The 26,342-nt window shown below is 60.7% G+C and carries 23 protein-coding genes; 8 read left to right on the top strand and 15 right to left on the bottom strand.

The annotated features are described in order from the left end of the window. Nucleotides 1-111 precede the first annotated feature (111 nt). A complete protein-coding gene (locus tag BGE01nite_RS00225) occupies nt 112-1,569 on the top strand; it encodes a DUF1501 domain-containing protein (RefSeq protein WP_146848245.1) in 1,458 nt (485 codons plus the stop codon). A gap of 233 nt (nt 1,570-1,802) precedes the next feature. Here BGE01nite_RS00225 and BGE01nite_RS00220 read toward each other — a convergent pair whose 3' ends face one another. From BGE01nite_RS00220 to argH, 6 genes are all read right to left on the bottom strand, one after another. Further along, the gene (locus BGE01nite_RS00220; RefSeq protein WP_146848244.1) at nt 1,803-2,981 is read right to left on the bottom strand and encodes a glycosyltransferase family 4 protein; all 1,179 of its coding nucleotides are present in this window, start codon (nt 2,979-2,981) and stop codon (nt 1,803-1,805) included. Nucleotides 2,982-3,005: 24 nt separating this feature from the next. Further along, entirely contained in the window at nt 3,006-4,391 is a 1,386-nt protein-coding gene (locus BGE01nite_RS00215) for an APC family permease (protein WP_146848243.1), read from the bottom strand. A gap of 59 nt (nt 4,392-4,450) precedes the next feature. After that, nucleotides 4,451-4,930: a Fur family transcriptional regulator gene (locus BGE01nite_RS00210; RefSeq protein ID WP_146848242.1), complete on the bottom strand. Its 480-nt coding sequence runs from the start codon at nt 4,928-4,930 to the stop codon at nt 4,451-4,453. 184 nt (nt 4,931-5,114) lie between these two features. After that, nucleotides 5,115-6,287 carry a twin-arginine translocase subunit TatC gene (gene tatC / locus BGE01nite_RS00205; RefSeq protein WP_146848241.1) on the bottom strand — a complete coding sequence of 391 codons (1,173 nt, stop codon included), beginning with the start codon at nt 6,285-6,287 and terminating at the stop codon, nt 5,115-5,117. Nucleotides 6,288-6,327: 40 nt separating this feature from the next. Then, nucleotides 6,328-6,984, bottom strand: a complete 657-nt coding sequence (locus BGE01nite_RS00200) for an NUDIX hydrolase (protein ID WP_146848240.1) — start codon at nt 6,982-6,984, stop codon at nt 6,328-6,330. After that, nucleotides 6,984-8,348 carry an argininosuccinate lyase gene (gene argH, locus BGE01nite_RS00195; RefSeq protein WP_146848239.1) on the bottom strand — a complete coding sequence of 455 codons (1,365 nt, stop codon included), beginning with the start codon at nt 8,346-8,348 and terminating at the stop codon, nt 6,984-6,986. The genes BGE01nite_RS00200 and argH overlap by 1 nt, the downstream gene beginning before the upstream one ends. 236 nt (nt 8,349-8,584) lie before the next feature. On the opposite strand from argH, the gene BGE01nite_RS00190 reads away from it, so the two are divergent. Next, nucleotides 8,585-10,375: a vWA domain-containing protein gene (locus tag BGE01nite_RS00190; RefSeq protein WP_170266490.1), complete on the top strand. Its 1,791-nt coding sequence runs from the start codon at nt 8,585-8,587 to the stop codon at nt 10,373-10,375. Nucleotides 10,376-10,485: 110 nt separating this feature from the next. On the opposite strand, the gene BGE01nite_RS00185 is transcribed toward BGE01nite_RS00190, so the two are convergent. Together BGE01nite_RS00185 and BGE01nite_RS00180 are read right to left on the bottom strand one after the other, a co-directional pair. Then, a complete protein-coding gene (locus BGE01nite_RS00185) occupies nt 10,486-10,950 on the bottom strand; it encodes a dihydrofolate reductase (RefSeq protein ID WP_146848237.1) in 465 nt (154 codons plus the stop codon). A 111-nt stretch (nt 10,951-11,061) separates the two neighbouring features. Beyond that, nucleotides 11,062-12,261: an FAD-dependent oxidoreductase gene (locus BGE01nite_RS00180; RefSeq protein ID WP_218032854.1), complete on the bottom strand. Its 1,200-nt coding sequence runs from the start codon at nt 12,259-12,261 to the stop codon at nt 11,062-11,064. A gap of 79 nt (nt 12,262-12,340) precedes the next feature. Here BGE01nite_RS00180 and BGE01nite_RS00175 point away from each other — a divergent pair, with 79 nt between their 5' ends. Beyond that, nucleotides 12,341-13,363, top strand: coding sequence for an archaemetzincin (locus tag BGE01nite_RS00175; RefSeq protein WP_146848235.1), 1,023 nt, complete (start codon nt 12,341-12,343; stop codon nt 13,361-13,363). Here the strand turns inward: BGE01nite_RS00175 and BGE01nite_RS00170 are convergent. After that, complete coding sequence (locus tag BGE01nite_RS00170) at nt 13,342-13,818, bottom strand: cupin domain-containing protein (RefSeq protein WP_170266488.1); 477 nt, start codon at nt 13,816-13,818, stop codon at nt 13,342-13,344. The genes BGE01nite_RS00175 and BGE01nite_RS00170 overlap by 22 nt on opposite strands. 268 nt (nt 13,819-14,086) lie before the next feature. Between BGE01nite_RS00170 and BGE01nite_RS00165 the strand changes: the two genes are divergently transcribed. The 3 genes from BGE01nite_RS00165 (at nt 14,087) to BGE01nite_RS29855 (ending at nt 16,746) form a co-directional block, all read left to right on the top strand. Further along, nucleotides 14,087-15,544 (top strand): DUF1501 domain-containing protein, encoded by a 1,458-nt coding sequence (locus BGE01nite_RS00165; RefSeq protein WP_246145624.1) that lies wholly within the window; start codon nt 14,087-14,089, stop codon nt 15,542-15,544. Nucleotides 15,545-15,756: 212 nt separating this feature from the next. Beyond that, nucleotides 15,757-16,077 (top strand): hypothetical protein, encoded by a 321-nt coding sequence (locus tag BGE01nite_RS00160; RefSeq protein WP_146848233.1) that lies wholly within the window; start codon nt 15,757-15,759, stop codon nt 16,075-16,077. A gap of 108 nt (nt 16,078-16,185) precedes the next feature. After that, a complete protein-coding gene (locus BGE01nite_RS29855) occupies nt 16,186-16,746 on the top strand; it encodes a DUF4262 domain-containing protein (RefSeq protein WP_146848232.1) in 561 nt (186 codons plus the stop codon). Nucleotides 16,747-16,862: 116 nt separating this feature from the next. Here BGE01nite_RS29855 and BGE01nite_RS00150 read toward each other — a convergent pair whose 3' ends face one another. Further along, nucleotides 16,863-17,603, bottom strand: a complete 741-nt coding sequence (locus tag BGE01nite_RS00150; RefSeq protein WP_146848231.1) for a 3-keto-disaccharide hydrolase — start codon at nt 17,601-17,603, stop codon at nt 16,863-16,865. Next, nucleotides 17,600-18,577, bottom strand: coding sequence for a prenyltransferase/squalene oxidase repeat-containing protein (locus tag BGE01nite_RS00145; protein WP_146848230.1), 978 nt, complete (start codon nt 18,575-18,577; stop codon nt 17,600-17,602). The genes BGE01nite_RS00150 and BGE01nite_RS00145 overlap by 4 nt, the downstream gene beginning before the upstream one ends. Before the next feature lie 94 nt (nt 18,578-18,671). On the opposite strand from BGE01nite_RS00145, the gene BGE01nite_RS00140 reads away from it, so the two are divergent. Next, complete coding sequence (locus tag BGE01nite_RS00140) at nt 18,672-19,397, top strand: pseudouridine synthase (protein ID WP_246145622.1); 726 nt, start codon at nt 18,672-18,674, stop codon at nt 19,395-19,397. Next, complete coding sequence (locus tag BGE01nite_RS00135; protein ID WP_146848229.1) at nt 19,394-20,098, top strand: pseudouridine synthase; 705 nt, start codon at nt 19,394-19,396, stop codon at nt 20,096-20,098. Before BGE01nite_RS00140 ends, BGE01nite_RS00135 begins: the two co-directional genes overlap by 4 nt. A gap of 17 nt (nt 20,099-20,115) precedes the next feature. Here BGE01nite_RS00135 and BGE01nite_RS00130 read toward each other — a convergent pair whose 3' ends face one another. The 4 genes from BGE01nite_RS00130 to BGE01nite_RS00115 form a co-directional block, all read right to left on the bottom strand. Further along, complete coding sequence (locus BGE01nite_RS00130; RefSeq protein WP_146848228.1) at nt 20,116-21,594, bottom strand: glycosyltransferase family 39 protein; 1,479 nt, start codon at nt 21,592-21,594, stop codon at nt 20,116-20,118. Nucleotides 21,595-21,780: 186 nt separating this feature from the next. Continuing rightward, nucleotides 21,781-24,996: a putative Ig domain-containing protein gene (locus BGE01nite_RS00125; protein WP_146848227.1), complete on the bottom strand. Its 3,216-nt coding sequence runs from the start codon at nt 24,994-24,996 to the stop codon at nt 21,781-21,783. A gap of 58 nt (nt 24,997-25,054) precedes the next feature. Further along, entirely contained in the window at nt 25,055-25,273 is a 219-nt protein-coding gene (locus BGE01nite_RS00120; RefSeq protein WP_218032853.1) for a DUF4266 domain-containing protein, read from the bottom strand. 97 nt (nt 25,274-25,370) lie between these two features. Next, nucleotides 25,371-26,342: an FAD:protein FMN transferase gene (locus BGE01nite_RS00115; protein ID WP_146848226.1), complete on the bottom strand. Its 972-nt coding sequence runs from the start codon at nt 26,340-26,342 to the stop codon at nt 25,371-25,373.

Genomic DNA, 26,342 nt, shown 5'->3' with positions numbered 1-26,342 from the left:
TCGTCTCTCCCATCAAAAACCCTTCTGAAATCTTTCTACCCTTAATGTTTCTACCAAATGCCTCCGGGCTTTTGAAAACACCACCTCACCAACGAGCGTTTCTCTCCCTGCATGGATCCCATCTTTGAATCGAACCTCCTTCAGACGCGCCGCCAGTTCTTCGGACACAGCGGACTTCGTCTCGGCGGGCTGGGTTTGACTTATGCGATGGGGCGCGATGCTTTTGCGGCACCCAGCCCGCAGGTGTATCAGCCATTGCCGGGTCTTCCGCACTTCGCGGCGAAGGCGAAGGCGGTCATCTATCTGCACATGAATGGCGGGCCGTCGCAGCTCGATACCTGGGACTACAAGCCGCAGCTTCAGGAGTGGTACGACAAGGATCTGCCGCCGAGTGTGCAGGGCGGTCAGCGCCTCACCGGTATGACCAGCAAGCAGGCACGCTTCCCCATCGCGCCGAGCCTTTTCAAGTTCGCGCAGTACGGCAAGTGCGGGCGCTGGGTGAGCGAACTGCTGCCACATACCGCGAAGCATGTGGATGACATCGCGCTGATCAAGACGGTGCACACGAACGCGATCAACCATGACCCGGCCTGCACCTTTGTGATGACGGGGCGTGAAGTGCCGGGCTTTGCGAGCATCGGCTCATGGCTCAGCTATGGTCTCGGTAGCGAGAGCAATGACCTGCCTTCTTTTGTGGTGCTGACGCCGAAGTGGAGCGCCAAGGCACCCGCGCAGGCTTTGTTTACCCGCATGTGGAGCAGCGGCTTCCTGCCCGGAAAATTCAGCGGCGTGGCGTTGCGCGCGGTGGGAGATCCGGTGCTCTACATTCAGAATCCGGATGGTGTGTCTGGCACGCATCGCCGGGCCATGCTGGACACGCTGGCGCAGATGAATGCGCACAGTTTTGCGAAGTTGGGTGATCCGGAGATCCAGACCCGCATCTCGCAGTATGAGATGGCCTTCCGCATGCAGACCAGCGTGCCGGAGCTGGTGGATCTGAAAAGCGAAAGCCAGGCCACGCTCGACATGTATGGCCCGGAGGTACTGCAGCCAGGATCGTTTGCGGCCAGTGCCATCCTTGCACGACGTCTCGTCGAGCGCGGAACGCGTGTGGTGCAGGTGCTGCATCGCGGCTGGGACCAGCACGGCAATCTGCCGAGTGACATCCGCCTGCAGTGCGGCGATACCGACCAGCCCATCGGCGCGCTTTTGACGGACCTCAAGCAGCGCGGTCTGCTGGACAGCACACTGGTCATCTGGGGCGGTGAGTTTGGCCGCACCGTTTATTCGCAGGGCGGCCTAACCAAAGAGAATTATGGCCGCGATCATCATCCCCGGAACTTCTGCATGTGGATGGCCGGCGGCGGTGTGAAGGGCGGCATCAGCTTTGGTGAGAGCGATGACTTCAGCTATAACATCGCCACCGATCCCGCGCACTTGAATGACATCAATGCCACGATCATGCATCAATGCGGCATTGATCACGAGCGCTTGAACTTCAAGTTCCAGGGTCTCGATGCCCGTCTCACCGGCGTGGAGAAGCAGCATGTGATCAAGCAGGTGATCTGATAAAGTGGGACAGGTTTTCAACCTGTCTCTGGGAAGTCTGAACGATCCTATGAAGCCATACGGCGGCAGAAGTCTGAATGATCTTTTTTTAGTTAGGCATTTGTGGGCCTTTCCACCAGACAGGTTGAAAACCTGTCCCACTTTGTGGGCACCCAAAAGCATGCGAAGTGACTTGGAAACGATGTTCATTCCAACACTCCAGGGTTGGGAGTTCTGTGGCGGGACGACGAAGCCTACCTCGTGGCCTTCGCGTAGGTCTTCAGCAGCTCCTGCACGCTGCGTTCCCAGCTCAGTTCGTGAGTGAGACGTTCTCGGCCGAGCCTGCCCATCTGCTCACGGCGCGCGGGATCATCCAGCAGTTCCAAAATGGCATCGCCGAGCTTTTCGGCGCTGTTTTCCATGACGTAGAGCGCGGCATCACCGGCGGAGAAGCGGCCCTCACGCGTGCCGAAGAGCACCTGCGCTTTGCTGAAGGCCATGTACTCCAGCGTCTTGTTCATGGTGCAGTGATCGTTGTAGTCGTTGATCGGATCACAGGCCACGCCGAGGTCCATGGTCTGCAGGCCGGTGAAAAGATACTCGTTCGAGACACGGCCCGGCATGTCGATGCAGTTCGTTAGGCCGAGCAAGTCGCGCAGCTTCACGAGCTCCGCATGTTCCGGGCCGCTGCCCATGAGCAGGAAGTGCACATCGTCACGGCTGCGGGTCTTCACGATGTGCCGCGCGGCCTCGATGAGGTAGTTCACACCGTCCGCATTGCCCATCACGCCGATGTAGCCGACGAGATACTTTTTGCCGTTCTTCAGCGCATCATCCACCGGGGCGTCCGTGTTCATGCTGCTGCTCGGCGCGGTGCGCACGATGAAGACTTCATCATCCTTCTTGTAACCGCGCTGCTTCACGGCGGTCAGCACGCTTTGATTCGTGGCCATCACGGCATCTGCGAGGGCCAGGGTGCAGCGCTCAGCGAGTCTCACAGCCCAGTAGAGCGGACCGCGCCTGCCGAACTTGGCCTCAAACATCTCCGGCCAGAGATCATGCACATCAAAAATGACCTTCACACCGCCGAACAACTTGTATGGCAAGGCCACCAGGAAGAGCAGGTCCGGCGGATTGCAGAGGTGGATGACATCGAAGCCACCGCGTCTCCACGCCTTCCAGGCGCAGCGCATCTCGCCCCAGAGGGCGCTGGCATACTCAAAGATGAACCCACGGATGCCGCGTGCCTCATCACTGATCCAGTGACGGTAGATCTGGATGCCATCCAGCACTTCCTCCGCCTCCACATAGCCGCGCATCTTCGGGCAGATGACGGTCACCTCATGCCCGGCATCCCGCAAAGCGCAGGCCTCCTGCCAGACGCGGCGGTCCAGCGGCACGGGCAGGTTCTCGACAATGATCAGGACTTTCATGCCGCGCGCGACTTCGGGTCTCACTCAGTCCTCGATCTTCGCCACCACGTTCCTCGGCTTCAGCACCTTATAGAGCACGAGGCTGATCACCACGATGGCTCCGGCGATGAGCGGCGCGGTGCGCTGGGCTTCATCTCCACTAGTGATAGCCGTCTGCAGGCGCACGATGATCAGCGAGGCACAGACCAGCGCCCCGAGAATGGGCACAACGACCGGAGGTTCGAAGCCGCTGCGTGGCTCGTCCGGACGGCGCTTCAACACGACCAGGGAAATGTTCACCGTGGTGAAGACGGTCAGCAGCAGCAGCACGGTGGATTCCGCCAGTGCCTTCACGCCGCCGCTGAGGATGAGGATGGAGACGATGATGAAGAGCACGAAGACCGCGATGTGCGGGCTTTTGCGCACCGGATGCACCTTCTGAAGGATGGAGGGCAGCAGTCCCTGATGGCTCATGCCATACAGCAGACGTGAACCCATGAGGTAGTTCAGCAGCGCGGTATTGCCGATGGCGAAGATGGTGATGGCAGCATACACAGGCCCGATGCCTTTGAACCAGGGCGCGGCACGGCTGGCCACATCCATCAGCGGAGTGCCGCTCTTCGCCAGTTCCTGCCAGGGCACCACGGACACTGCGGTGATGGCCACCGCCATGTAAATGCACGTCGCCAGCACCATGGCGCCAATCAAACCAAAGGGCACGTTTTTCGCCGGGTCCTTCACCTCCTCGCTCACATTCAAAATGTCCTCGAAGCCGATGAACGAATAAAAGGTTAGGACCGCGCCCTGCATGACCAGCATCAGCGTGATGCCCGAACCCGCACCGCCAGCGGCCGTGTCTCCGGGGGATTCCAGATAGTTCACACTGCCCCAGTATTTCACACCGACGGCGATGATGAAGAGCAGGCCGCTGGCCTCGATGACCGTGCAAAGAATGTTCAGCCACATGCTTTCGCGGATGCCGCGGTAGATGACGCAACCGACCAGAAACACCACCCCGATACTGCACAGCTTCATGGTGTTCTCGTCCAGGTTCCACGCCATGAGCTTCTGGATCTGGTCAATGATCGCCTGCGAGCCCGTGGCCATGCTGGTGAGTCCGCTCATCATCACGGCGATGCCGATGACATAGCTGAGCAGTGGCCTGCCAAGCCCGCGATGGGTCACATAGGCCGCGCCGCCTGCCTTGGCATAACGTCCGCCGACACAGGCATAGGAGAGACCGGTGAGCATGGCTCCGATCATCGCCATGAGGAAGGCCAGCCAGACCGCATTGCCGAGGCCTCCGGCCGCCTTGCCAATCAGCGCATAGATGCCGGCTCCGAGCATGGAGCCGAGGCCGTAAAACATGATCTGCCAGCCTCCGATGGACTGGGCGAGGGCGGGGCTTTGGGTCTCCTTGGGGTCACTCATCCCCGCTTTGCTAGCGGAAAGCGCGCCGGGAGGGAAGGGGAATCCTCAACAGCCTGTGATCAGGCGTGAGCCGCCTCGCGTGCCGTCTTGAACTGGCATGAGCCGCTGCGGGCAAACTCATCACACTTGGCCTCGATGCGCATGGCCTTCATGCTCGGCTGGAAGCCCAGACGGCGGGTGATGCAGTCATGGAGCAGCGCGGCGTTGTCGTCCTCAAACTCGACCACGCGGTCGCAGTCCAGGCAGATGAGGTGGTTGTGCTGCGGCTTGTCGAGGAAGTTCGGGTCGTAGTAGGTCTGGTCGCGGCCCAGGTCCACCTCACGCAGCAGGCCGCACTCCACCAGAAGCTGGAGGGTGCGATAGATGGTGGCACGGGAGATGGTGCGGTCGAGCTTGCGGGTCTTTTCCAGCAGTTCCTCGGCATTGAAATGGTCATCCGTGGCAAAAGCGGCTTCGACGATGACCTCACGCTGCTTGGTGCGGCGGAGGCCGGCGGTGACCAGATGGGCTTCGAGCCGCTCTTTGATTCGGGGATCCATATTGAGACCAGCCTTAGATCTTATTGAGACTGATAGCAAGGAAAGATGTGATTGGCCACGTCTTCCCTAACCAAACCCTTCTCCCGCTGATGGCCACTGATGAAAGCAAATGACCAAGCCCCAGAGGGCTTGGTCATCAGTGCTAATCAGTGCCTATTCGTGGTAAATAGGCCGTGTTTTCACCTCACGCAGGCGGATTGCCGCTGCGCTCCTCGTCCTCACGGGCGAGTTCCTCGGTGGTCTTTTCGGAGGCAGGCTTGGAGGTGTCGGCAGGCTTTTCATCCTCATCCGGCATCACGGAACCCTGGTCTTCACCTTGTTCCTCCTGCACAGGCTCATCGCTCATTGGGACGATGTTCGAGGCCTTTTCCACGGACGGTGGAGGCGCGGACGGACGCGGCTTTTGGTATTCGTCGTCGATGTCCTTGTCCTGATCGTCCTCGGAGAACCATGGGTTGTAGTTCTCGTTGTCCCACTCGTCTTTCTCCGGCGGCTTCTCGAGCTCCTTCTCGTCCTTCTCGAGCTGCGCGTAGTACTCGGGGAAGGCCTCGCGGTCCTTCTTCTCCAGGAAGTAGGCCATCACCACGCAGATGCCGTAGAGCACATAGAGCGGGCCAGACATGAGCATGAGCGTCAGCACGTCCGGAGTCGGCGTGATCACCGCCGCGAAGAGCGTGATGGCCACCAAGGCATGCCGCCAGGTGTTCTTCATGATCTTGAAGGTGAGGATGTCCAGCTTCACCAGCGCCATGACCACCACCGGCAGTTCAAAGGCGATGCCGAAGACCAGGATGAACCGCGTGGTGAAAGTGACATAGGCACCGATCTCCCACATCTGCTTCGCACCCATGGTGCCGGCGAACTCGGCGAAGAAGATGAGGGCGCGCGGAAGCACCATCCAATACGCAAAGAGGCAGCCGCCCACAAAGAGGCCGGTGCCCACAGCGATGGCGGGGAAGAGCAGTTTCTTCTCTTTGTTATGCAGGCCCGGCAGCACGAACTGCAGCAGGAAGATGAAGAGAAGTGGGAAGGCAATGATGACCCCGGCGATGAGGGCCACGTTCACCGCCATCATGAAGGGACCGGCGATGTCCGTGTTGATCAGCAGGCCTTGGGCATCCTCGATCGTCGGCGCGAAACCAGCCAGCACGAGTGGGTACAGGATGATGCGGAACAACTCCTTGTAGAAGATGAAGGTGCCGATGGTGGAGACCAGCAGCGTGGTGATCATCCGCATGAGCATCGTCCGCAGATCATCCAGGTGATCCAGGAACGGCTTTTCCTCATCCGAGGGGTTGAGGTTCAGGGCGATTTTTTCGCGGGCTTTGAAAGCTTTGTTGAGGAGGCCTTGCCACATAACGGGGTGAAGGGATGAGGGTGCGGTAATGTAAGGGGGTTTAGATCGATCCCTTCGCCGCCATCCGCGCGTAAAGTGCCAGCGTCAGGGCGGTGGTGATCTCATTGGCAGCGATCATCCTCCGCAGTTCTCCTGCGCTCACAAGTCGCACGGGGCTGATGTGTTCGCTTCCATCCGGTGAGGGATGGCTGACGACACACACGGGCTCCGCCTTGAATAAATAAACGTGCTCGTCGGTAAATCCTTGCGAAGGAAAAAACCAGCCGAGCGGTTCCAGCGTGCCGCCGGGGGCCAGGCCGTAGCCCGTCTCCTCCGCCAGTTCACGCAAAGCTGTCTCTGTCACGAGATCACAGGTGACCTCGGGCACCGGGCAGTCGATCTGCCCGGCCGGGAACTCCAGGCACTCCTCCGCCACGGGAATGCGCTCCTGGTGGATCATCACCAGCTGGCCCTCCGCTGTGATGGGAGCGATGGCCACGGCGGCTTTTCGCTTCACCACCATCCAGGGCACGGGCTTCTCCTGGCGGTTCGGGGTGGTCACCTCCACACGGTCCACGGAGATGTGCGGATTGTCGAAAACACGCTCGTCTTTGACGGTCTGCCAGCCGGGATGCGGCTGCTCATGGACGAGCGGGAAGGTGGGGCAAGCATCCTGCTTGCCCTCGGAAGTTTGAAGATCCTTTCCACCTTCGCTCATCACGAAAGCGCCTCCTTCCAGCGGGCGATCTGGGCGGCCACATTCTGCGGCGAGGGCGCTCCGATGCCCTTGCGCGCGGCGAGGGCGGTTTCCAGGTTCAGGCAGGCAAAAAGATCTGCCTCAAAGGCCGGTGAGAACTCCTGATACTTCGCCAGTGGAATGTCGGCAAAAGCCACCTTCTCCGAGATGCTGTGCGCGACCAGCTTTCCAATTACCTCATGGGCGGAGCGGAAGGGCACACCATGGTTCACCAGATAGTCGGCGAGGTCGGTGGCGAGCAGCATGGGGTCGCTGGTGGCCGCACGGGTGCGGGTTTCATTCACCTCCATGCCGGCGATCATCTCCGCAAACACCGCCAGGGCGGCCTTGATGGTGTCCAGGCTGTCAAAGAGCGGCTCCTTGTCCTCCTGCATGTCGCGGTTGTAGGTCATCGGCAGGCCCTTCAACAGGGTCAGCATGGCCATGAGATTGCCCACAAGGCGGCCAGACTTCCCACGGGTAAGCTCGGCCACATCCGGGTTCTTTTTCTGCGGCATCAAGGAAGAGCCGGTGGTGTGCGCATCACTCAGGGTGATGAAGCCGAACTCGGCGCTGCACCAGAGGATTACGTCCTCGCTCAAGCGCGAGAGATGCACGCCGCAGAGCGCGATGGCAAAAAGCACCTCCGTGGCAAAATCGCGATCGCTCACCGCATCCATGCTGTTCTGCGTCACGGCGGCGAAGCCGAGCTCTTTGGCCACATACTCGCGATCCAGAATGATCGTGGATCCGGCGAGAGCACCCGAGCCGAGTGGCATCACATCGATGCGCTTTCGGGCATCCTGAAGGCGGGCAATGTCGCGGGAGAGCATCTCCACATAGGCCAGCAAATGATGGGCGAAGAGCACGGGCTGGCCGCGCTGAAGATGCGTGTAACCCGGCACCACGGCACCGCCGCTGCGCTCGGAGGCTTCCACAAGAGCGCGCTGAAGGCTCTGAATCAACATCACGACGGCATCCACCGCATCTCTCGTGTAGAGGCGCACATCCGTGGCCACCTGGTCATTGCGGCTGCGGGCCGTGTGCAGCTTCGCACCAGCGGGGCCGATGCGCTTCGTCAGCTCGGCCTCGATGTTCATGTGCACGTCCTCGAGGGATTCCTTCCACTCGAAGTTCCCGGTTTCGATCTCGTGCTGGATGGTGAGCAGGCCTTTTTCGATCTGCGCCTGCTCGTCCGCCGTGATGATCCCGGCCTTCACGAGGCCCTTGGAATGGGCGATGGAGCCGCGGATGTCATGCGCGAAAAGCCTCCAGTCAAAGGACACGGATTCGCCATAACTCTGCACGAGCTGGCTGGTGGGCTGGGAGAAACGGCCTTTCCACATGGGATTTAGAAGGAGAAAACGGGCGTGGAGAGTAGGCCGCGTTTGTCCTCAGGCAAGCGCATCCCGCAGGCATGAGGCGTGGTTCAGGTCCTCCCTCCGTGCCCCTTTTCTGCGTCTTCCGTGTATTCTGTAGGCCCTCTTTCCGAACCCCTTCCAAGGATCGACCCCTTCGTCATTCGACATTTGGATTTCGTCATTTACCTCCCCGCCTCTCGCGATTCATTGTGGAAGAACCCATGCTCCTCGCCCATCCCGCCGCTCTCTGGTGCCTGCTCGGCCTGCCGGTGGTGCTGGCCATCCACTTTCTGCAAAGGCGTAGCCGCAAGGAGGTAGTGACCACGCTTTTCCTGCTGCAGCAGATGCGGCGCGAGTCGGAGACGGGCAATCGTTTTGAGCGCCTGCGTCCCTCCATCCCGCTCTGGCTGCAGCTCATGATGGTGCTGGTGCTCACCTGGCTGCTCGCCGGACCACGCTGGCTGAAAAGTGATGCCGTGCAGCGCATCGCCCTGGTCATGGACAGCTCCGCCTCCATGTCCGCCTTTCGCAAAGACACCGAAACAGCGGTGCGTGACACTCTGGAGACGCTTCTCTCACCCCTGGCCCGTGTAGAACTAACCCTACTCTCCTCGGATCCTGAGGAGCCAGCTCTCTATCACGGAGCCTCCGCTGCCGATCTGAAAGCCGCCATCTCAAAATGGCAGCCCTTGCTCGGCGTGCATGATTTTACCCCGGCGCTGCGCACGGCTCGTGGACTCGTGGGTGCGGAGGGCAGCGTGATTTTGATCAGTGATCACGTGCTGGCGGATCAACTGCCTTATGAAGCTGCGGTCGTCTCCACCGGGCATGAAACACCTAATGTTGGTTGGGCCGGCATCACCGTGGAGGAAAAGGACGGCCAGCTCTTCTGGCGTGCCCTTTTGCGCAACTACAGCGCCTCGCCGCAAGATCGCGAGTGGCTCGCGATCAGTGGTGGCAAGACTTCTGCACCCACGAAGGTCACCCTCGCCGCGCAGGAAACGCGCACCCTCAGCGGACCTTTCCCGACGGAGGATGAGCTGACCCTTCAACTCACGGCAGATGCTTTCACGCTAGACGACACGCTGCCCGTGCTTCGTCCCAAACCCAAAATCCTCGGCCTGCAGGTGCCTGCGCTGCCCGTGCAGGACGGCAGTGTTGAACTGCGAGATCTCTTCGGCAAATTCTCTGACACACGTTTGGTTATGTCCAGTGACGAGGCGGATGTGCGCGGCCTTGTCTGGCCGCCGAGCACCGCCCTGGGGCAGGATCAACATGCGGTGGTTTTTGCCTCACCGGCGAAGGGAGATAAAGTCGCGTGGCTGCGTGACAGCATCGTCGCGGAGTCGCATCCGCTCATTGATGGGCTCAACTGGCAGTCGCTGCTCGTGCGTGAAGGCATGATCGTCCCGCGTGATCAGCGTGATCGCGTGCTGCTCTGGCAGGGTGAGCGGCCGCTCATCAGTCTGCGCCGCACCCCGCTCGGAGCGCAGCAGCTCATATGTCATTTTGATCTGCTCAGCAGCAATGCGCGCAAGCTCCCCGCGCTCGCTGTGTTGCTGCATCGCTTCCTGCAAAGCGTGCGTGATGAGAAGATCGCTCCCGAGTCCGCGAACTTCGATCTCCGCCAGCGTCTCGTGCTCGCGCATCTCTCGGATGCCAAGGCCGCTCCGCTCGTGCTCGCCACACGCTCACCGGCCAGCCAGATCAGCGTTCCCGTCGCTCAAGCTCATCTGCTGCGTGCGCCTGCTCATCCAGGCTTCTTGGAGGTTAAACAGGCCGACACCCTTCTCCTCACCGGCGCCGCGCACTTCGCCGATGCTCGTGAAGCTGATCTCAGCGGCGCCAAACCCTTTCAGGACCTCTCCAAACTCAAAGTCACCCAGGTCGAGACCACCATGGAGTCCGACCCACACTCCTCTCTCTGGATCCTGGTTCTGCTCGCGGCTCTCCTTGGATCTTGGTGGTGGACACGAAGCAATGCTCCTGTTCCGAAGGTTCAATCGGCGTAACCAAGAATGCTAACCACTAATGGGCACTAATTGACACTGATACTGACCAAGCCCTCTGATGGCTTGGACATCAGTGCTCATCAGTGTCTATCAGTGGTAAAAAAGCCTCGTCACTTCTTCTCGTAGTATCGGAACTCGAGGGCCTCGGTCTTCTCGAGCACTTCCTTGAGTTCGAAGAGATGCTCAAAGGCTGGCAGAAAGGTATCGCCCTCATACGCTTGCTCGATCCAGGTGAGGTAAAGCCCACCACACTTCGGCAGCAGCTCCGCATACACCTGCGCGCCGCCGATGACGAACACGGTCTCCGCGTCCGGACACACCTGCGCGAGCTCGGACACATCACGAATCACGGTGATGCCTTCGCGCGGTTCCATCGTGCGGCTTAGCACCACGTTCTGCCTTCCAGGCAGAGGGCGACCGATGGATTCAAACGTTGTTCGTCCCATGAGGATCGGATGCCCGATGGTCGTGCGTTTGAAGAACTTCAGGTCTTCCGGAAAATGCCACGGCAGCGTGCCATCACGGCCGATGACACGGTTCGAGGACATGGCGACGATGGCGATGAGGCGAGGCATGAGGAAAGCAGGCTTATTCGACAGGATTCACAAGATGAACAGGATTAACAGGAAAGGAATCAATCATGTTAATCTTGTCCATCCTGTTAATCCTGTAACAACAGACCTGAACTAGGTGGGATCAACATTTGCCAATTTCTTCAAACTCGAAAACGGCCCTGTCTTCCCGCCCGCCATCGTCGCGGTCATCTCGCGGCGTAGCATCGGCACTCTTTGAATGATGGGAAACACCAGATCCCGCATCCACCCGAGCGGCAAAAGATCCGATTGGAAAAACGGCGTGGTCCAGCGAGTTGCGAACTGGTAGAATCGCAGATGCGCACGACGCTCGCGTGAGTAGGCGGCCAGCGCTTCACTCAAAGGCAGACGTGACACCGCCGAGGCCAGTGTGGCGGCATCCATGAGCGCCAGATTCACACCCTGGCCGAGCTGCGGACTCAGGGCATGCGCGGCATCTCCCAGGATCGCCACGCGGTCGCCGTGCCAGCATGGCAGGCGCACATCGTGATACACCGCCGTGGCGACCTGCGCGTGGGATTCGATCTGCTTCAGAAAACCCTCCGCCTGCGGCGCCAGCGAAAGGATCTGCTGCTTCCACACATCCAGCGGCGTGTGACGCCAGGCCTCCATCTGATCCAGCCGGATACTCCAGAACATGCTCAGCAGATCTTCACGCGTGCCGGTGGGCAGAAAGCCTGTGAGCTCCCGCGTGGATCCGACGGATTGCCACAGCACCTGCGGATCAAACTCCGCCGTGCGCTTGCCGATGAACCAAAGCGCACCCCAAGGATAACGACTCACACGACTGCGTACGCCGGACTGATCCCGCAGCATCGAATGCGCGCCATCACAGATCAGCACGAGATCAAAGGGGCCATGCGAGATGCCGTGATGGTCCTGCAAAATCGGTCGACCATTGGCATCACGACTCATGTGCGTGACTGCTGCATCCCACAAAATACGCACGCCTGAATGTGCCGCAGCATCTAAAAGGAGATCCAGCAAAGTCGCGCGATGCGTGCCTGCCCCAAAGAGATCCGCGCTTAGCTCCGCGTAGGGCAGATCCAGCAGCACACGACCCGAGCGTGTGCGGCACCAGAGCTTGGTGATGTGCGCCGTGTGCGGCAGCAGAGCCTCCTCAAGCCCTAGCTGTTTTAGCACGCTGAGACCCGTGGGTTGCAGCAGGAAACCTGCGCCGACCGGCAGCTTCAGTGGTGCCCTCTCCAGCAGTGTCACCTCATGCCCGCTACGTGCCAGAAAGATCGCCGCCGCAGGCCCAGCCGTGCCGGAACCGACGATGCCGATGCGCAAAGAGGCGGATGGATGATTTGAAACGGGAGTAATGAGGAAGCTTGGCAAGCGAAGCCACTTCTGAAAACATCTTCCTGTCATGGACCCAGCGATTCCTTCCCCCCGCTTTCGCTCCCATGCCTCCCGGAACATCCCCCCGTTCCTCGCGGGCATCTTTCTCGGCCTCACCCTGCTTCACGCAGAGGCACAGACCGCTTCCAGCAAATCCGCGTGGCCTTCGCGTGGCGATGCCATCGGCTCTTTGCTGACTGCCACGCCTCTTGAGCGCGCTGCGTTTGAAGATGATGCCGCGTTGCATGCGCCCATCAAAGAAGCCGGACCTGGTGACTGGCTGGCGCAGCATGATGAGAAGGGCCAGACCTTTGATGCTTATCGGCTCATTCTTCCTCGCGTGAAACCGCGCACGGATCTGCGTGCCCTCGCCATCCTGCCCATCGGCGAGTTTGGTCCCAAGGCACCTTCATTGGAAAAGCTGCGCCGATACTGCGAGCTGTTCTTTGCCATGCCCACCAGCATCCTGCGTGCCGTGCCGGTGGACAAGGTGCCCGCGAAGACCCGCATCAATAGCAACACGAACAAGCGCCAGCTTCTCACCACGGACATCCTCGGCTGGCTGCCTAACCAAAAGCCTGCTGTGGCTTATGCCGTGATCGCCGTGACCATGGAGGACTTGTATCCAGACGAGAGCTGGAATTTTGTCTTTGGCCAGGCCATGCTCCAGGGCGGTGCAGGTGTGTTCAGCTTCGCGCGCTATGATCCCAGCTTCTATGGCGATACCTCCGCCACTGATCTGAGCACGCTCATTTTCAAGCGCAGCTGCAAGGTGCTCACACATGAGATGGGTCACATGTTTGGCATCAAGCACTGCGTGTTCTTTGAGTGCCTCATGAACGGCTCCAACCATCTGGATGAAGCCGACGCCCAGCCCATGCGCCTCTGCCCGGTCTGCCTGCGCAAACTGCACCTGCATGTGCGCTTTGACCTCCTGAAGCGTGAGGAATCCCTGCTGCGCTTCTATGAGGAGCAGAGCTTCACCAACGAGGCCGACTGGTCACGCAAGTTCCTCGGCAAGCTGCGGCCTCACTCCTCGCCTTTGAAGTAATCCGCTTCCTGCATCTCAAAGACCTTCTTTTGCGGCTTTGCCAGCCACTTGTTCGAATCTGGATAGTGGATGATGTCCGCCACCGGATGATCCGCAATCACGAGGAACGTGAGATCTTCCGAGCCGCTGTTGATGAGCTGATGCGCCTCGCCTGGAGGGCACACGAGGTAATCACCCGGCTTCACGGCTTCATTCCCCTTCGGCGTGCGCATCTCGCCGCTGCCGCTGAGGATGTAGTAGGCCTCCCACTGCGCCGCATGCTCGTGAAACGGGAAATTGATCTTCCCTGGCGGCACGCGGTGGATCTCCACATCAAACGGATGCCCACCACCCCAGGTGCCGATGTCCTTCTGACCTCCCGCCGCCTGGCTCAGGGCACGCCGGCTCACACCGTATTTGCCTTGGGGAGAGTTTTGCGTGGTCCAGGGAAGGTCGTCAGCTTGAGTGCGGGTCATGGTAGGGTGAGCGACCATGAAGCGGCCCACCCATCCGTGCAGGTGAAAAATGCAAGGCGGGTGCCATCTCATCGATTCTGGGCCTCTTGCGTGAATCCTTCCTCTCGCGGTGAATGGTTCGGCAGCTTCGGCGGTTCCGATCAAGAGCACCGCAAGAGAAAGGAATTTCCGCAAGAGGTGGCTGGAAGCCAGCCCACAGTCCTTTGCACAATCCCGCCCACTTCGTGCAATTCAGCATAAAACCCCGCCAGAGGTCCGTACTCCCCGCATGACGATGTCCCCTGTGTTTCACGATCAGCTCCAGCTTCGCACCCGCCGCCAGTTTTTGGGCAATGCGGGCCAGTTCAGCCTGGGAGCCATCGCCATGCATGCGCTGGAGCAGGAGGCCTCGGCACTGCCCAAGGCGGACAATCCCCTGGCTCCGAAGCGCGCACCCCAAGGCGGCAAGGCCAAGCGCGTCATTTACCTGCACATGTCCGGCGCACCGCCGCACCTGGACCTCTTTGATTACAAACCGGAGCTGGTGAAGCGCGACGGCCAGAACTGCCCGGACAGCGAGCTCAAGGGGCGCACCTTTGCCTTCACCAGCGGCGTGCCAAAGCTCATGGGCACCCCGCGCACGTTTAAGCGCTACGGCAAGGCTGGCATGTGGATGAGCGATGCCTGCCCAAACTTCCACGGCATCGCCGATGAGATCACCATGGTGCGGTCCATGTTCACGGACCAGTTCAACCACGCGCCTGCCGAGCTGCTGCTCTTCACCGGTCATACGCGCCAGGGGCGGCCATCGCTCGGCTCCTGGGTCACCTACGGTCTTGGCACGGAAAACCAGGACCTGCCCGGCTTCGTGACCCTCATCTCCAGCGGCACCCAGCCCAGCGGCGGCCAGGGCCTGTGGGGCAGCGGCTTCATCCCCAGCGTGTATCAGGGCGTGCAGTGCCGCAGCAAGGGTGACCCCGTACTCTTTGCCAGCAACCCTGCTGGCATGAGCCGCGACCTGCGCCGCAAGACTCTCGATGCCCTGCGCGAGCTCAATGAACTGCAGGCAGCCGAGCTTGGCCATGCGGAAACTGTCACACGCATTGCCCAGTATGAGCTCGCCTATCGCATGCAGACCAGCGTGCCGGAGGTGATGGACATCTCCAAGGAGAACGCCGCCACGCTCGAGGCCTATGGTGCCAAGCCCGGCGAGGCCAGCTTTGCCAACAACTGTCTGCTTGCACGTCGACTCGTCGAGCAAGGCGTGCGCTTCGTGCAGCTCTTCGACTGGGGCTGGGACTTCCACGGCACCAGCGCCGACTCCGGCATCACGGATGGCTTAACCAAAAAAATGGCCGCCACGGACAAGCCCGTCTCCGCCCTCATCAAAGATCTCAAGCAGCGCGGCCTGTTGGAGGACACCCTCGTCATCTGGGGAGGAGAGTTTGGCCGCACCCCCTTCCGCGAAGGCCGCACCGCCGCGAGCAAGGTGCTCGGTCGCGACCATTATCCCGACTGCTTCACCCTCTTCATGGCCGGTGGCGGCGCCAAGGCCGGTTTTGACTACGGCAGCAGCGACGACCTCGGCTTCCACGTCGCCGAAAACAAAGTCCACGTGCACGACTTCCAGGCCACCGTGATGCATCTCCTCGGATTCGACCACGAGCGCTTCACCTACCGCTTCCAAGGCCGCAACTACCGCCTCACCGATGTGCACGGGCACGTGGTGAAGCCGTTGCTGGCGTGATGGGTGAAGGCGCGGAATCCGTCTTCCAAGAAGAGACTTTTCCGATCGTATTTAACAGTAAAATATGACGCGCCTACGATTCCAAACCAACATCTTTGTTCCCTATCAACGCCATTCGTGCTGAAGTCGACAACCATGAAATTTCAAACCCGTCGGTACTCGACAAAGCTGTTGCCCATAATGCTGAATAGTTAAGCGGCACTACGCACACTGTGAATACCAGCGCATTCATCTTCGCTTGCAGCGGCCCGGGAGCGATGGCCGCGATTCAGCAGAGCATTACCATCGGATATTTCTGCGCAGCTTTTGGTGGTGTCGCCACGCTTGCTCTCGCCTATGCCTTCGTGCGGACACGTCGCGTGAGGTTCACACTTCCAGTTGCCGGCTTGCTCATGCTTGTTCATCCGGCATGGACGGTGAGCGCGACTCGCGGCGATTGTGGATTCTTCAAGCGCGAGGTTTCGTATATCCTCACTGCAGTTTTCATCGGCCTGCTGATTTACCAGTATGTTTTATCACGACGAGCCGCGTAACCATGCGCTGCAGCGAACCCGGTCCTCGCGCTGCGGTTGCCATCGTGGCGTGCCGCAGGCCGGGTCGCTGAGCTGGAGTCGTTCGCCTAACCTACGGAATCCAGCGTGATGCAAACGAGCGATCTGGAGCCACCCTACATTCAGTCATTGCGTCACCCGAAGATTGAAGGCTTCAGACTGGTTTCTCCACAAGATGAGTTGGACGAACGTATATATCGTGAGGTTGTGACTGCTGGTTGCTCCATTTTGTCTTTTGGGAGTTGTCCCACTGGCCCGGAGTTCACATACTCTGTCGGGCTCTTCCTCAACTTCCTGCACCCTGAGATCCTTGTGATGGGGCTTCATCCCAGCACTGCTCACAGCCTCATCACGAAGCTCCGCGATGAAGCTGCCCAGGGAGCCTCGGTCACACCTGATTCGGTGCGGCAGGATTTGTTCGATGATCACAGACCAGTTCGCTTCCGAGTCGTCTCGCACGAGAGATACCTCGATTACCTTGGCCGTAACTGTAACTTCTATTTCAGCCTCTTCGGAAAAGGGAGTGATCTGCACGATTTCGGATTTCCCGTGCTGCAAATCATCTGGCCTGATCATGATGGATACTATCCAGATGATATGCAGTGTGACGCACGTTTCTCGGCAATCCACACACTGACAACCCAGCCATGACCAAGTTCACCGAGCCAACGAAGGCGAACAAAACGCCGGTGAAAACGGCTCTTGGCCGTCTGCCCGAATTGTGGATGCGCTTTTGAGTCAAGCAGGCGAGTGAAGACAGCGGCGGCTCACTTCTTTTCTGCTTCCGCCAGAATCTTCTTCGCCTCTTCCGCACCGATCTCGCGGACGAAGAGGTTGCGCCAGCGGATCTCGCCGCCGTGGGTTTGCAGCATGATGGGGCCTTTGGCCGGGAGTGGGGTTTCGCGCTTCACGTCCCAGTAGTTTTCCATGACGGCTCCGTCGACGACGAGCTTGTCGTTCAGCCACACCCAGGTGCGGTCGCCGATCTGGCGGATGCGGAAGGCGTTCCATTCGCCGAACTCTTTGTCAGCGAGCACCAGAGGGTCACGGCCGGGCTTGCCAGGGGTGTTGTTGAAGAGGCCACCGGAGCCGAGGTGTGGTTTGCGGTCAGGCTTCTTCGGATCAAAGACCTGGGTCTTGTCCCAGATCTGCACCTGCGGTGTGCCGCGCAGGTAGATGCCGCTGTCAGCCTTCGCCACGGTCTTGTACTCGATGAGGAACTCGATATCGCCATACTCGGCATCGGTGGTGGCGTAGGGGCCGTGGCCGTCATTGACGAGCTCGCCATTTTCGACCTTCCAGTTGGAGGCGAACTCATCACGCATGGTTTTCAGCGTGGCTTCCTTTTTCTCGCCGGTGAGCTTCACGGTGCTGTGCGGATTCAGACCATACCAGCCGGTGAGATCCTTGCCATTGAAGATGGCCTTGAAGCCTTCCGGAGGTTGCGGATCGGCAGCGTGGAGGAGGGAGCTAACAAAAAGGGTGGCGAGGGTCAGGCTGAGTTTCATGGCGATGCGGATGATGACACTGATTCGGCGGCAGAAGCCACGTTCTTTCCCGGCGTCTCCAGCAGACCGATCACGGCCCAGGCCGTGCCCCAGTAGGTCGCGGTGTTGTTCACCTTGTTTTTGTCACGTGCGCGAGTGCTCGGCACAGCCCATGAACCATTGGGTTTCTGCGTGTTCTGCAAAAACTGCACGGCTTTTGTCCGGGCTGCATGATCGGCAGGCAGGCCATCGTGAGCGAGGACATAAAGCGCCATACCGGTGCCAAAAGCATCACTCGGTTCCTGGGCCAGCCAGCCCCAGCCTCCATCCTCGTGCTGGAGCTTCAGCAAGGCCTCGCGCAAAGCTGCATCACCACGCTTCAAAAGCAGTCTCACCGCATGCCATTCGGTGCTCTGACCTAGCACGGCTTTGGCCAGATACTCCTCCGCCTTCCTCAGCACATCGGCAGGCATCTCCTGATCCGCGTAGCTTTGCAGCGCGAGCAGAGTCCACATGGTCGTCACCTCGTTGATCTCGCGAGTCGGACGTTTTCCGAGCGGCAGTTGTCCCTGTGCCTTCCAGGAACCGTCCGCTTGCTGGTTCTTCAGGATCTGCGCGCGGAAGTCTGTGGTCCATGCAGGTGCCGGTGAAGCGGCATCTCGACCCAGCAACAGCCAAGCCATAGTCTCGACATTGAAGGAGGAGACTTTGTCCACGCCATCCTTCTCGCCAGTCTGGTTCCAGTGCTTCCAGTCGGCGGCCCACGGAGTCCATTCACGGGTTTCCTTGCCTTCATCAAGGCCAGCCCTCACGGCGCTGTTCAGGCTCCAAAGCATGGACGGGATCTGATGGCAGCTCGCGCACTGGCGGTCCTCGATCCAGGCGAGGCCCTTTTCCTTGATGAAGGGCAGACTGCGTTTGGCGATCTCCACAGCTTCCTCACCGCTGGCGGCCGTGGCGGCGGCCAGCAGGCAGAGAAGCAGACGCATTTTCATGACGTGGGGTTGGTTAGGAATAGGAACGTTCGCGCTATGGTGGGTCTATCTGAAGGCGGGACCCGCAAATCCTGCATGACATCCTGCCGCGCGCATGGCATGCGCAGTTAACCGCCTCTTCATGCGCCGTCTCGACCAGCTTCTCTCCTCCCTCGGCTACTGCTCGCGCAAGGAAGTCGTCGGCTTGGTCAAAGCAGGCCGAGTGAAGTTGAATGGCGTGCCTTTGACGAAGCATGACGTGCGGGTGGATCCGCACACGATCACGCTGGATGGCGAGGCTCTAGAAGCACCGGACGGCCTGCTGGCCATGCTTCACAAACCTGTGGGCTATGTCTGCACGCACAGCGATGGCGAGGGCCCGACGATCTATGAGCTGCTGCCCGCGCAGTGGCTGGACCGCAATCCCGCAGTGACAAGCATCGGCCGGCTCGACAAGGACACCAGCGGTCTGCTGCTGATCACGGACATCGGCACGCTGGTGCAGCGCTACACCTCGCCGAAGGCGGATGTGGAGAAGACCTACTTTGCGGAACTGGATCGCAACCTGGAGCCGCCGCTCGTCGAGGCCTTTGCGAAGGGTGATCTCATGCTGCGCGGCGAGGAAAGGCCCTGCCTGCCTGCGAAGCTGGAGATCGTGAGCGCGAGGACTGCACGTCTCACCATCACCGAAGGCCGTTATCATCAGGTTCGCCGCATGTTTGCCAGCCAGGGCTGGCATGTGGAAAAGCTGCATCGCGAGACTTTTGGATCGCACACGCTGGGTGATCTGGCCGAAGGTGAATGGCAGATGCTGGAGCTTCCGGCCAACGTGAAGTTATGAAGCTGGACCGTGTCATTGCCAAACATCGTTCGTTAGGCCGGAGCGAGGCCCATCGCCTCATCGCCGCAGGCCGCGTGTTCGTGGATGGAGAGGTCAGCCTGGGCAACCAGCACGAGGTCGACCGCTTCATGAGCGTGCTGCTGGATGACGAGGTGGTGCAGCAGGCAGAGCGCGCTCTTTACCTCATGATGCACAAGCCCGGCGGCGTGGTCAGCGCCACGGTGGATGCGGAGCACCGCACCGTGATTGATCTCATCGATGACCCGGACAGGCATACCCTGCACATCGCCGGACGTCTGGACCGGTGGTCCACCGGACTTCTGATCCTAACCAATGATGGCAAATGGTCGAAGAGGTTTATGGATGCAGGCTCCAAGGTGCCCAAGACCTATCTCGTGCAGACGGATGTGCCCATTCCCGCTGAGGCCGTGTCTGCGTTTGCGGAAGGTTTTCATTTCGCTGCGGAGGACATCATCACCCTCCCTGCGGAGCTCGCCTTGCTCGGTGAAAAGAGCGCTCGCGTGACCCTTCACGAAGGCCGTCATCATCAGATTAAGCGCATGTTTGGGCGCGTGGGCTGTCTGGTGACAGCGCTGCATCGCGAGAGCATCGGCGGTTTAATTCTGCCTGCGGATCTCGAAGCGGGCCAGTGGCGCGAGATGACTCCCGAAGAGCGTGAAGCCACGCTGGAAGGGGTGTGAACGACGTGCCGACACCTTCAGCGTGTCGGCGGACTCTTGGCCGAGGCCGTCATCACCGGCCGCTCATGAACTGCGAGCACATAATCACCGACGCGTTCCGAGGCCACCCAGCCCGCTGGAGCAAAGTGTTTTTTAAAGCAGTCATCCAGCATCAGCCCGTAAGCCTGCTTGTCTGCATAGTCGTGAAGACAATCCTGGGGATGGTCATGAAGCAGCGCGCTGGCCGGAGTGGAAGGCGGCAGCATCATGTCCGCCTCGCCAAGTGTGATGCCGACGCGCTGGCGAAGGTAGAACTCGATGCCGTGCGCGCGCGTGCCGCATAGAAAGACCTCACCGGGTTTTGCTTCGAGACGCTGCTCTAGATTCAGAGCCAGATCCCGCACACTGGCCTGCCGGCCGAGAAGATCATTCATCAGCGTGCTGGCCAGCAGGACGGTGATCCAGAGCGCTACCGCTGTGGAGCCGATCTTCCAAAGCCGGTAGACATCCACCAAGGGCGGGCAGAAAAGGATCACCAGCGCGGGCAGCAGCGGCAGGGCATAGGTGGGCAGCTTCGAGCCGCTCATGGACAGGACCAGCAGAGGGGGCAGCACCCAGCCCGCCAGGAGACCATGACGCGCCAGCCATGTGCCGGTGCGCAGCCTGCGCCATGCCTGGCGGATGACACGCGGACTGCAGAAGGTCCACGGCATCAGCGCCACCAGCAGCACCGGGATGAAGAACCACCAGGGCTGCTTGCGCCCGTGCGAATGCGAGGCCACGCGCTTGAGCAGCTCGTCATGCAGATAGTAGTGCAGCAGCTGGGGATCCCGCAGGCACACCACCACGAACCAGGAGAGTCCGAGGCCAAGGGTCAGCAGCAGGCCGCGAAACCATGGCCAGCCCGGCCGCAACCCACCTGCGAAGCGCCAGCCCAGCGCGGCAGAAAGCGGCACCACCAGGGCCATCGGCCCCTTGGTCAGAAAGCCCAGCCCCATGGCGATGAAAAACAGCCAGGCACGCCCATGCACCAGCGCGGCGATGGAGGCCAGGATCCAGAAGCACATGACCATGTCCGGCGTCAGCAACCGTCCGAGGGCGAAGAGCCCAAGCGAGGACATGAGCATGATGGCCGCCACATGAGCACGATGATGCCCCCACAACCTCCGGGTGATGAAGAAGGTCATCCAGACACTGCCCATGGCCGCGAGCGCTGAGGGCAGGCGGGCGGCCCATTCGTTCAGACCGAAGCAGCGGAAGCTGGCCGCCGTGAACCAGTAGATGAGCGGCGGCTTCTGCATGTGGGCAAAGCCGTTCAGATGCGGCACCAGCCAGTCTCCGTCCTCAATCATCTCACGGGCGATCTCCGCATAGCGGCCTTCATCAGGCTCGTTCAGGCCGCGAGTGCCGAGCAGAAACAGCAGCATGAAGGGCAGCACCCAGGGCCAGAGGCGCAGAAGATCGCGAATGGGCCAGCGCGGAGATGTTTTGAAGCGAAGATTGTTAGTGACGACCATGACGGGCTGCGGACAGCCCGTAAGAGCAGCGACAAGCGGCAAAGCCCAATGACAAAGCGGTCATTATCGAGGCCCTGCCGCACGACAGCCGGACATTCAAAGATGCTCAAAAATAGTTGCTGAAGCGATCAGGCAATGATCGCATTACCTTTCTTTTCGTTAGGTCAAGATCACAACGTTCCCCTGCTACGCGGGTGGGCCGTTGTAGATTTGCACACCTCCGGAGAGCACGGGCGCTGCTGTCGGTTTCTGGCTGCCGACCGGGATCTGCGGGAGCAGGAAGTAGCCTGCGGCGCGCATATTGCCGCCCGCCCTTCTCACGACCTGCCCCACAAAGGGCACCTTGTTGCGCGCAAAGCCGGAAGGTTCCATAAGGCTGAAGGTCCCCGCCAGGGCTCCGGTGGTGGCGCTGAGAGTCACGGTGACCTTGCCTGGATTGGCCGAGGCGCCCGGCAGCACGATCTTGTTGTCATCCGTGTAGGTGAAGAGAATGTCCGGATCGGTGTTGGAGAGCGCCAGGCCGGCATCCGTGAAGTTCAGCTGCGTGGTGCCTTCATCAGGCAGACCCACAATGACAAAACCTTTGTTAGACGGAGCCAGGTAGGCGCCCTCGACCTTCAGGTTCAGAGGGCCGAAGCCATCTGGATAGAGCGTGGTGGTCGTAGCGGGGCGCAGCCAGGTCAGCGCGCCTTCGATCACATTCCCCGCAAAGAGTCCCTCCTCGTCCTCATGAAGCACGGGTGTGCCTTGAACGGAGCCCAGACCCTTGTTCAGGGATGCACAGAGCCAGAGATCGCCTCCTTTGCTGACAAAACCAGCGCTGGTGATGCCCTCGCCATCGGCCGCTTTTCCTGTGATGGTATAGGTGCCGCCGGAGCTGATGGTGAAGGTGGCAAAGCCGCTGCCCTGCGGGATCGTGGACACACCGTCATCTTCGGGATCTGCCAGATCCAGCGCCATGCTGTAGTAGCCGGCCAGATTCTCCGCAGGCTCGGTGACCGCATTCCAGGAAGAGCGCCAGCCTGTCACGGCAGCAGCACCCACGGTGCCGCTGACATCACCATCGACGCTGTCGATGTTCAGGTTCACCGCAGCTCCTGCCAAAGAGGGGACGGTGATGATGGACGGAGCGCCGGCGACCACACGTCCGGTCGTGCTCGTGACCGCGAGCGCACCCTGAGCCACCTTGGTGCTAGGCAGGGCGCCGGTGACCTTCAGGGTGAACTGACCGCTGGTGGTGATGGTGAGCGAGAACTGGCCGCCGAGATTGCGGTTGGTGGTGCTGTGGCGCGCCAGGGTGCCGCCAAACGTGCCTACCCAATTCTTCGGCAAAGCCTTCACGGTGAGCCTGGCCGTGACCAGCGCGCTGCTGCCGGCGCTGTTCGTGGCACGGATCTGCACGTTGAAGATGCCAGACACGTCCGGGATGCCGGTGATGGCTCCGTTAGGCGCGGCCTTCAGGCCTTTCGGCAGTCCGGTGATGGCAAAAGTCTTCGGGTGGTACTGCGCCGTCACTGTGTGGTTGAAGGTGGTGCCCACCGTGGTGACGGGGAACTCCACGGTGTTCATGATCGGCTTCACCGCCTTGTCAGAGAAGGAGATCGACACGGCTTTGGAAACGATGACGCCAGCACCATCCGTGACTTGCACGGTGACGGTCGCTCCGCCGGCGACGGTGGGTGTGCCGGTGAGCAATCCGGTCGTGCTGGCACTGACGCCCGTCGGCAGAGGCCCGGACAGAACGTGCCAGGTGTAGCTGCCATCTCCTCCGGAGGCCGTCAGCGTGCCGGAGTAGGGCATGCCTTTCACGGCGATCGGCAGCGTCGTGGAGACGATGCTCAGGTCACTCACCTCTGCATGCAGCGGGAGGATTTTGGAAACAGTGAACCCATTGGCATCTGTCACCACCACGGTGACGTTGACGTCCCCCGCAGCATTGGGGGTGCCAGAGAGCAGGCCTTCAGGGCTGAGCGTGAGGCCCAGCGGGGGGAGTGTCTCCTCGGGAAAGGACCAGGTGTAGGGCTCGCCGCCGCCAGTGGCGGCCAGCGTGGTCGTGTAGGGCTTCCCATGGGTAGCCGCAGGCAGGCTTGCCGTGGTGACGTCGAGGTCGCTGATTTCCAGAGTGAAGGTGCGCGTGTCCGTCTTGGCATCACCATCCGTGAGCTGCACATTGACCATGCTGGTGCCGATGCTGGTGCTGGTGCCGGAGATGACGCCGCCTTCACTCAAGGTCATGTTCTCCGGCAGGTCTCCCTCCAGGATCGTCCAGGTATACGGCTGCCGGCCGCCCACCGCTCTCAGAGTGGTGGTGTAGGGCAGGCTTGTCCGCGCTGGCGGCAGGGTGGGATCCGTCCGGATGATGGGATCAGACGCTACCTCGACCGTGACCGTGGTGGTGTTTGAGAAGGCACCCAGGACATTGGCGGCGTTGCTCACCTTCACCCAGTAGCTCGTCGTGGTCTGCAGTGAAGGCGTGGTGAAGAAGCGGGAGTTCGTGCCCACCGGCGTGCTGGTGTTACCACTCGCACCTTGATACCATTGATAGAACAGCGGTGCATCACCTGTGCCTGTGACGGACAGGGTGGTGGTCTCGCCGGTGAAGATGGTGATGGGTACCGGTTGGGTGAGAATGGCCGCCGGCTGCCGCACGGTGACAATGGCAGTGTCAGAGTTGGCGCCGCCGGGATTGCCAGCATTCGTCACCTTCACCCAGTAACGCGTCGTGTTGGTGAGGACCGGCGTGGTAAAGGAGGCTGAATTGGTGCCCACCGGGGTGGTGGTGACCCCGCTGTTTCCTTGGTACCACTGGTAGGTCAACTGCCCTTCGCCTGCTGCCACCACTGTGAGAGTCGTTGACTGGCCGCTGTTGATCGTCACGGAGGCCGGGCTGTCGATGACCGCCGCCATTGAGGGAGCGGTGACATTGATCGTGATGTTTTTCTGAAACTGATCCCCCCCAAAGTCCAGATCCTTGTAGGCCCTGAGTGAGACCGTCTTGCTTCCGACTTCCGTCGTGGTGCCCGACAGAGTAGCTGGATTGCCCTGCACGTTAGGCAGGCTCAGCCCGGCAGGCAGGGTGCCCACGATCTGCCAGGACTTGGGCGGCTCCGGCGTGCCCGTGATCTCAAACCTGACCAACATTGGCTGGCCCGCGATGACGTTCAATGATCCGTTGACCTGGGTAATTGTCGTGGCCCCGGACACGCTGTCATAGGCGCTCAAGCCCGCCACGGTGGTGATGGCGATCTTTGTGGTCGTGTCCAGAAGGGCCGCAGAGGAGGCCAGATTGAACTCCGCCGGGATCAGGAGCTGGGCGGCAGGCGTGCGCTGAAAGAGCATGAGCAGCGAGCTGGCGCGCCTGCAGAGGTGCTTCAGGCGCTGGAGGAGACGAGGGGCATTCATGAAGGGGCTTTTGCAGAAGGGGGGTGAAGGGCGAAAATCAAAAACAGGTCAGGTCGCGTCAGTTGCAGCCGCAGCCACCACCGCCTAGGCCGCCGCCGCCAAAGGTTCCCTCACGGGAAAAGTAGGCATGCTGGCTCATGGCCATGAAGAGCGGGTCACGGGCGGGATCCATGATCGGATTGGCCAGGTTGCCCCGCTCATACTGCTTCACGCGAGTGAGATGTTCGGCGCAGCTGCTGAGCAGCAGCACGGCGGGAATGACGAGGAAGCGGAGCATTTTCATCATTGGTCGGTAGAACCTGGGATTTTACCTCATCTGGCGGAAACAGAACAGACCTGTTTTGTGGCAAAGATGCGTTTCCAGCAGGAGCCCCTCACCCGGCCTGCACCTGAAACCGCCGGAACTCCCGTGTCACGTGCACCCCGCCGTCATCCTGGACACAGGCTTCGATGCCCTTGGCATTGTCCGCAAAGCGCAGCCCGTCCCGCAGACCCAGCACGAAGACGGTGGTGGAGTAAATGCCCGCCAGCAGGCAGGAGGGCGCCAGCACCGTCACCGCACGCAGACCATGCCGTACCGGCCAGCCGGTACGGCGGTCCAGGATGTGGCCATAACGCACCCCTTTGTGCTCAAAGCGCCGCGCGTAGTCGCCCGAGGCACAGACGGCGAAGCCTGAGACGGCCAGCCCGCCCACGCATTTGTCGGTCTGGATGCCGTCCTGAATGCCCACGTGCCAGAAGGGATGCACGCCATTCCCGCCAATGGCAAAGATGTCCCGCCCCAGATCCACCAGCACGTCTTGAATGCCCTGCTTCTTCGCGATACCGATGACCTGGTCCACGGCGTACTCCTTGCCGAAACCGCCGAAGTCCAGCCCCATGCCCTCACGCGGCAGAAAGACCTTCCCCCGCTTTCGCTGCACGTCCTTCCAGTTTGAGAGCGACATCGCACGCGAGATCTCCTCCTCACTCGGCAGGCGCTCATGCACCACCTTCCAGTCCCACACCTTGATCAGTGGCAGCATGGCCGCGTCCAGCACGCCATCCGTGAGGCGGTGCATGGCATCTGCGAGGTCGAGCATGGTTTCCATGTCGGCATCCACCTTCACCCAGTCCTGGCCTGCCGCCTGGTTGATGCGTGACACCAGGGAGTCAGGTTTGAAACGGGAAAACTTCGCCTCAAAGGCGCTCAGCCAGCCCAGCGCATCTGCCACGAACTGCAGCGCCTTCTTCGAGTCCTCGCAGCGAAACTGGATGAAGCAGTTCGTGCCCATGGCGCGAAAGGCCACCTTGCGCACCCCGCGTGCATCCGGCTCCACATGCAGGGGAATGACAGGCCCGGACAT

Source organism: Prosthecobacter gellanilyticus (assembly GCF_007992435.1).
Taxonomy (GTDB): domain Bacteria; phylum Verrucomicrobiota; class Verrucomicrobiia; order Verrucomicrobiales; family Verrucomicrobiaceae; genus Prosthecobacter; species Prosthecobacter gellanilyticus.
The sequence above is the reverse complement of the archived record's forward strand: the minus strand, read 5'-3'. Positions and strand labels throughout refer to the sequence as shown.